Origin of the sequence: Vibrio sp. M250220 (assembly GCF_036533795.1) — a bacterium.
Taxonomy (GTDB): Bacteria; Pseudomonadota; Gammaproteobacteria; order Enterobacterales; family Vibrionaceae; genus Vibrio.
Genome location: NZ_JATABI010000170.1, coordinates 1 through 714 on the forward strand (window position 1 = coordinate 1; position 714 = coordinate 714).

General features: G+C 40.2%; 1 protein-coding gene. It reads left to right on the plus strand.

Annotation, left to right across the window (positions count from 1 at the left end; all coding sequences use genetic code 11):
* The coding region (locus QTN94_RS20190; protein WP_331428673.1) for a hypothetical protein at positions 1-559 on the plus strand (559 nt) is incomplete at its 5' end.
* Positions 560-714 lie beyond the last annotated feature (155 nt).

Here is a 714-nt window from a genome sequence, read left to right on the forward strand (position 1 = left end):
AGATGCCAATATCAGTGTTCGCGTAAACTACTTTGGCCGTGGGGAAAGCTGCTCCGGATGGTCATGGAATGCAGGCAGTGGAAAAGTAAATACAGGAATTTACAACGAGAGTTTTAAGTTGGAACACAACTTCTCAGCAGATGAAAATTATTATGAACTAAGGATCCCTTACCAACCAAGACAACCAGAGAGAGGCTGCATAACTTACCTATCTAATATGGAAGTGGAGCTAATCAATGCCTTCGATACGGTAGGGTTTGCGAACCTACGCATCTATCGAGCCGGTACTGATTATGATAATAAACCAATAGGTTTAACTTCTATAATTGAAGCTAAAAAATGCGAGCCCTTTTATTCTGCAAAATATAATAGATGGACGAATGGATTTGGTTGCTTTTATTACGTTAATGGTGAAAAGAAATCAAAAGACCAAGAGTTTAATGCAGAAACTGTCTACTTTGATTTCTCTCAGTTTAATAGCGATACGGTGATTCACTACGATATTTTAGCTGGAGAGAATTATCGTACTGCGCCATTAGATCCAGAGACTGGCAAGTGACTCGGTTAACTAAGCGACAATTCATAGAGAGGAGTGTCGCATTGGCTCTGGTTTCAGTGAGCGCACTTTCTGGGTTGTACTCGATACTGAACACTACCGGTGTTTTTCAAGATAGTTGCCATCATTTGCTTGCTTATTAAGCTGCTTCTCTTTCT